The organism is Streptococcus sp. DD10, from assembly GCF_001578805.1.
Taxonomy (GTDB): domain Bacteria; phylum Bacillota; class Bacilli; order Lactobacillales; family Streptococcaceae; genus Streptococcus.
Genome location: NZ_KQ969161.1, coordinates 122,541 through 129,924 on the forward strand (window position 1 = coordinate 122,541; position 7,384 = coordinate 129,924).

General features: G+C 38.2%; 1 protein-coding gene and 1 pseudogene. Both read right to left on the reverse strand.

Annotated elements, in window-relative coordinates; genetic code table 11:
• Positions 1-20: 20 nt before the first annotated feature.
• Positions 21-3,673 (reverse strand): annotated as a pseudogene (gene addA, locus STRDD10_RS07000) (helicase-exonuclease AddAB subunit AddA).
• Positions 3,670-6,921, reverse strand: a complete 3,252-nt coding sequence (rexB, locus tag STRDD10_RS07005; protein ID WP_067194331.1) for an ATP-dependent nuclease subunit B — start codon at positions 6,919-6,921, stop codon at positions 3,670-3,672. The pseudogene addA and the gene rexB overlap by 4 nt, the downstream one beginning before the upstream one ends.
• Positions 6,922-7,384 lie beyond the last annotated feature (463 nt).

Below are 7,384 nucleotides of genomic sequence, written 5' to 3' on the forward strand. Positions count from 1 at the left end.
TGCCAAAAGAGGGGAACGCTTTATTCCTTATCGAATGAATCGACCTCCACAACCTGAGCCACTGGTCCTCCTAGTAAAACTAAGTATTTTTCAACCTTTTGAATCCCATAAGAGCGTGTGAGAGCTTCTGCGTAGAGATTCAGTTGCTGACGGTAGCGTTCTACAAGTTGATGAGGAGATTGGTAAACATCTGTCTTATAATCAAAGAGAACCAAGCGGTCATCCAGTACAAGATAACCATCTAATATCCCTCGAACGACAAACTTTTCTCCACTTTTATCATCTTGTTTCAACATTGCAAAGGGAGCCTCTCGGTATAAATTTGCTTTTTCGGCAATGATAAGTTGTCCAAGTTCACTTGAAAAAAATGCTAAAATTTTTTCAAGATTGATTTTTTCTTTTATCGTCGCATTGGCTTGTACTTGAGAAAGAGCTCTTTCTAGCTCCGATAGGTCAAGATTGTTATCCAAGGAAATTCGCTGCATCAATTCATGAATCGCACTACCGATTGCAGCTCCAGTCGCTGGTGATTCCCTTGTAAAATCTGGTAGTTTAAAATTAATAGCTATCGGTTCCTCCTGCATGATAGCTACTCCCTCATTATCCATAACAGACTCATAAAATTTCTTAATCTGACTTGGTGTTCGCACACTGGCTAACTCAATCGCTGCCTGATAGTTTGAATTTATCCTATCTACGTTTTCCAATACAGCTAAAGCCTTCCTGATATCATCTGACTGTCGATTTTGAACTTGGTTTTCTATAAAGACAGGACTGTTCTGCTTGACAGAACCAACTTGAGCCTCAGTCAGGTCATCATCCGTCACAAATTCAGTTTTATAAGCCAAATCCTCCTCTTGAAAGGAAACTTGTATCGCATAGAGCCAATCTTGAAAACTTGACAACTCTAGACGGAAGTCCTTGGCCAAACGGTCTTGTTCTCGCCTGTTCCAATTCTTCTCAGCTAGTTTTTCTTGATTTCCCTTACCAACTAAATACAATTTGGTCTCAGCACGAGTCATAGCAACGTATAGCAAGCGCATCTGTTCTGATAAATGGGCTAATTGGTGTTCTTTGCGATTATTTTGATAAGGAAGTGTCTCTAAAAGCACTCTTACTTTCTGGGGGGATTGCGGATCCTGATCACCAACAAAGACATCTGCTACATACTTGAGACCAATCCCTTCATTTCGACTAATGATACTGGACGCACTCGTGTCTCTCTTGCTAAAACTTTTATCCACATTTAGGACAAAAACATAAGAAAACTCCAACCCCTTACTCTTGTGAATTGTCATCAAATTAACTGCATTTTGGGGTACTGGAGTGGCCACACTGGTTAAATCGTGCTCGTTTTCTATGATTTTATTAATCATATGAATAAAACGAGACAAGCCTTTGAAATTTGCTTTTTCAAACTCATGAGCACGCAAGGCCAAGGCATAGAGGTTTGCCTGGCGTTGTGCACCATTTGGCAAAGCCCCTACATAATCATAGTAGAGACGATCCTGATAGATTCTCCATATTAAATCGTATAAAGAATGACTTCTTGAAAAAGTTCGCCAATCGAGTAAAAATCCCTCAAACTGGTTCAACTTTTTCCGAAGGTCCTCATCAATCAGATGGGAGTGTATTCCTTTTTGTTTCAACGCATTTTGTAATTTTTCATACAAAAATTCCTTAGATTTTTCACAACTTGCTTGAAGAGAAATTCTGGTTAGTTCATCCTCATTAAACGTAAACATAGGAGACTTCAGCAAGGCGACTAATGCATAGTCATTCAGAGGATTGTTAATCACCCGAAGGGTATCTAGCATCACCATGACTTCTACAGATTGTAGGTAGTTAGCCTCTCCTCCATCTGCTACTATCGGGATATGATGCTTTTCAAACTCGCTTAAAATCAAGTCATTTCGCGTCCGAGCAGCTGTTAATAAAGTGATATCCTTAAATTCCACTCCTTCTTCATTATGAAGACGAATGATTTCTTTAATCACAAGTAATACTTCACCAGCCGTTATCTCGTCTTGACTGTCCGCATCTCCCCCATCTTTATCATAGATAAGAAATTTTGCTTGATTGGCTGTATTTGCAATAGCTTTCTTAGGATTCCCTGCAACTAAATAATGAGTGTTATTGTAATCAATTTCTCCGACACTCTGATCCATCAAATGCTTAAAGACATCATTTGTCGCATCTAAGACTTCCACATGACTTCGAAAATTTTCTTTTAGGAGGATACATTTTCCTTCTTCAGGCATCTCCTGATATCGTTGAAATTTCTCACTAAAAATCATCGGGTCAGCCTGACGAAAACGGTAGATTGATTGCTTAATATCTCCTACCATAAAACGATTTTTCCCATTTGATAAAAGAGTCAGCATCCGCTCTTGGGTATGGTTGGTGTCTTGATATTCATCGACCATCACCTCATGGTATTTACTCTGGTAAAAAGAACGAACTTCAGGGAAATCCTCTAAAATCTGGATAGCAAAATGGCTCACATCTCCAAACTCAAATGCATTCTCCTGTCTTTTCCGCTCCAGATATCGTTTGGAAAAATCTCGTACAAAATCTCGTAAAAGCTGAGCAATTTCATAGGCTTGATGATGATATTTTTGAAGAAAGTCCAAGGTATAAAGCTCTTTTTCATATCCTCGTAAATCTGCTATTAGCTGTTTTCTTTCTTCATTAAAGTCTGTTGCTAGTTCCTTTAGTTCTTCCTTACGAGTTGTGATGGTCAGCGCACGGCCATTACTGAGACGCGAAATGGAAACTACCCGTCTCAAAACATGCTCTTGTTCCTCTTGGCTGGACTGATTCGTCAAACTAGCAATCTCATCTAAAATATGAAAAACATTTTCCTGGTATTTTGCTTTAGAAAACTCCCTTCCACTTCCATCAAGGTGAAAACGAAAAAAATTTTCCAGTTCAAGAAGGGTATGATAGGTCCGCTCTAAAATCACTCCTTTTTCCCCTTCATAATCAGCCCCTTCATAGCCTTTTAAAAAGACTTTATCGAGAAAATCTTGGGGACTACTTGTCGATTGTAAAAAACTATAGATATGATAGATTTGATTTCGAAAACCTGCGATAGACTTTGCTTTCCCCGTAAAGTTTTTTACCGTTTGCTCAAATAGCTGCTTCTTTGGCCCTTTATAATATTCCTCAAACAGTTGGTCAAAAACTTCGTTTTGTAAAATACGCTGTTCACTCTCATTTTGTAAGATACGATAGGTAGGTGACAAACTTAAAAGATATCCATAACGTCCTAATAGTTTTTGTGTGAAAGAATCCATGGTACCAATATCAGCAGTTGGAAGCTCAGCCAGTTGTTGGGACAGATGGCGTTTGAGTTCCTCATCGTCTGTCTCAGCAAGGGAATGCTCAATCTCTTTTTCCAGCCTTTCTTTAAGTTCCGTCGCTGCTTTTACTGTAAAGGTCGAGATAAAGAGCTGATTTACAGAGATTCCCCGCATCAACTGATCTAAGATCCTTTGCACCATAACAAATGTTTTCCCAGATCCTGCTGAAGCAGAAACCAAGATATTATTACCTGAGCTATAGATGGCTTCAATCTGTTCAGGAGTCCGTTTTTGTGATTGATTTAATTTTTTTCCTTTTCTTGTAAAGCCTTAATTTCTTCATCCGTTAAAAAAGGGATTCCCTTCATTTTTCAAGTTCCTTTCGCATTTTTTCAAGCCAAGCCAATCGGTACTGATCTGACAAAGGACTAATTTTTTCATCTAACTTTTTAAGATGTCTAGCTTGACCTAGGTGAAGATTGGCTTCAAAGCCTGTAATCGCCTTATGTTGGTCGACAAATGGCGCAATGCTTCTTCCATCTGGTGTATAAGGATTTATCGCAAAAGCTCCAGCCAAAATCGTCTCTGCCGCCTGCTGATAGAGAAAAGCATTGTAATTGATTAACAGTTCTAATTCTTCTGACGTGAGAAGGTTGCGTTTACTCGTATCGTAAAATTGGTTTAAACTTTTTTCTAGAAAAAGACCCGTGTATTGAACCATCTTCTTAGCTTCTTTGACAAAATCCTCCGATTGATTTGTGTCTTTTAATGCAATCAAGGGATCTACCATCTGCAAGTACATGGCTCCAAATATCCCTTTTTCTTCCTGGTAGGCTGGCAAATTTTTCAAAGCAGCCAAATAGGTCGGTAGTTGAGAGTTAAGACCGTTAAAAAATTGGCCATAACTAAACTTGGTTGCACCTGACTTATAATCGACAATTCCCAGTTTGGCAGAAGGTTTCAATCGATCAATCCGGTCAACTTTTCCTTTAACGACTAGCGATTTCCCTGCAGTTAGGGGGGCAAAATCATGCCCACTAAAACTAGCTTCTTCAGAAATGGTTTCAATAAGTGGATTATTTCCTAAAAGATATGAAAGGGACCAAGCCGTTTCGAGTAATAAATCCTTGATGAACTTTGTCTGGCTATTTTCATCATAAAAGAGTTCAAATTCACGCTCTTTACTTGTTTCAGTAACTGCTTTTTGCAGCCGTTGATCAAAATGCATATCACTGTCATCTCTCATTGCCCTTTCAAAAATTCTATGTAGGAAATTTCCATGACTTCGTGCATCTGGACGAATAGACCAGGTATCTTGCAACCCCAAAACATACTTAATGAAATAACTGTATTGATGTTTATAAAATTCAGTCAAACCTGAAGCTGATAGATAAAACTCTTCCTCTGGGTAAAGAGTAGCAAGCGTTTCTTTTTGCAATGGTTCTGTCCTAGCCTCAGCACTAATAGCAGGTATTGAAATTCCTTCTTTTTCTAATTTTTTTCGCAATACCCGTACAGCAACAGACCAAAAAGTTTGCGTTTTTTTATCCCAATCCTGTCCGATTTCCTCCTGATGAAGTTGAATAATACGAGAAAGCAGAGCGTGATAAGTTCCCATATCATCACTTGTAGCCTCAACTTTCTTCGTTACTAACGGTAGATGAATCGGATCTTTCATCAGTTCCAAAACGTAAGGAGACAGTGTGCTTTCAGCCTCATTCAGAAGACTTGGGCTAGATAGTACCAACTTTTCTGTTGCTGCGTTTAAAAGAGAAAGAAAAACATAGCGATTTTTCTTAAGATTTTCCTGAGTATCAACAACTAACGATGCTTGAGAATTTGTTTTTTCATTTAAACACATTCGCTCCTCGTCGCTTAAAAGACTTATATTTTGAGGAATTTTGGGAAAATGCTTTTGACTAAGCCCAACAGCAAATACAAAGGGAGCTGTGAGGGGTTCAATCAGACTGTAATCTTGCACAATCACACTATCAACAGTTGCAGGCACAGTACGATAGTTCGAGAGCAACATCCCTGAATGAAGGAGAGAAAGAAAATCCTCTACGGCTACTTCTTGGTGTTCAAATACATGAGCAAATTGCTCTAGAACATGGACAAAAGCTTTCCAAACCTGCTCATATCGTTCTTCCTCATGGTTTTCTTGTTCTCGAAGCATCCGCTCTAAATTTGTCATTAATCCAACTTCTTCGAGAAATCGACTAAAATCCTGTAAAAGATTCTTTTGGTTCTTCTTAGCTGATTGAAAGAAAGTTAAAAGAGGGGTAATGGCTCTCTCTCTTATGTTGTTAAGGTAATCGAGCTGAAATTTATTTTGCTGATTTTTGGTGAAAGGACTTGCAAATGAAGCTTGTCCTTCAATTTCTGCAAAGCGAATATAGACTTCCAAATCATCCAATTCCTTTTGCTTAAATTTCCCATAAAGACCTGTTTTGACAAGATTAAGGAAATCTTCTTTACGGAAGTGATAACGCCTCACTCTGTCCAAGGATTCCATAAATTGCACCAGAGGATGCTGACTCATAGACTCGCTTCTTCCTAGATAAAAAGGAATTTGATATTGGTCAAATACTGTCTTGAGTTGCAGTTGATAAGCCGTAACATCCCCTAACAGCAGTCGTATCTCCTTATAGCGTTTGCCATCATGTAAAAGCTGGCGAATAGCCTTAGCAACATACTCCAGCTCCTCTTTCTGGCTCGCACATGACCAAAGTTCCACTTTTGAACGTTCCGCCTCAGTTAACTCCAAAGAAGATTCAGTGAAACTATAACGTGCTTCTAAGAGTTTTGAAAGTTTACCAAAGCTATCTTCTGAAAAAGAGTCTATGTATTTAGCATTAATCTGAAATTCCTTAGATAATTTCAGAAGAAATTCAACACTAGCTTGATAGAGATTTCCTTCTAAAAACGAAGTGCGAAAGGCTTTTTCACTGGCATACGTTGCGATGATAATCTCCACTCCTTTTTGGTGAAGAGCCTTAATCAAAGCCTCTTCCTCTGCAGAAAAACGAGTAAAACCATCGATTACAAGAGCCAACTCCTCCAACTCTTTATCTACATCACCAGAAAGGATATGATGGAGAAAAACAGCTATATTTGAAGTTGAATCGAAATTTCCTTGATTTAAAGCGATCGTTACTTTCTCAAATATCTGTAGCAAGTCTGCCCGTTTTTCAGCTTCATCTAAAAATTCCAAATCAGAAAAATTCATCTGAGCTACCTGTAATTCATGATACAATTCTACTAATTGTTGGATAAATTGAGAATCTTTTGCAAGACCTCCATAGACACGTAAGTCTCCCTCACTCATTTGTGAGAGAATACGATAAAACAGCATCCCCAATCCAATGTCATCAAGTGATTCTTTCTTGTTCACATCATTCAAGACAAAATAACGAGCCATTTGAGCAAAACGGGTTATCGTAATTCGAAAAGAAGCCTGTTCTGTTAGCTGTTCTAATACAGCTCTCTCCTTTTCAAAAGAAAGCGAGTTAGGAGCAATATAAAAAACGCGTTTCCCTTTCTGCGCAAGATTTTCTGCTTCTTTCGCTAAAAACTTAGTCAGCGAATTTCGTATATCTGTATAGTATAATTTCATCCTTGTCCTCACAATCGGTACTGCTACTATTATAGCATATCTTTTCCCAGTTTTAGGTGATTACAGAGCTTCAAAAACCACTTGTCTGCCACCCTTTCACTTAAAGAAAAAATCTAAAAAAGTGATGTTAATCAAATACATGATTTTCCTTCTTTCCTTTTGATGAAGCTAGTATACAACTATACCTAAAATTTGTAAAATACGTAAAATTCATAGCCAACTATTCTCTTTGGTTATAATACGAGCGTTTCAAAAATTAAAAACACCTCACTCTTTATACTAATTTTAGTCTTCGAGTCAAACTTGATTCATTGTTAGAGGCCGGCCTTTTTACCAATCGTTTTAACTGTATGACATGTAGTCACTTTGCTCAGTGCAGTGTTAAATTGAGAATTTTTCCCCAATGACTGAAAACTTAAAGCGTACCACAAAAACCCTTGAGAAAATTCTCAAGGGTTACTTC

Excerpts from the sequence above, each read along its gene's own strand:
- rexB (WP_067194331.1), bottom strand. The coding sequence starts at position 6,921 with ATGAAATTATACTATACAGATATACGAAATTCGCTGACTAAGTTTTTA.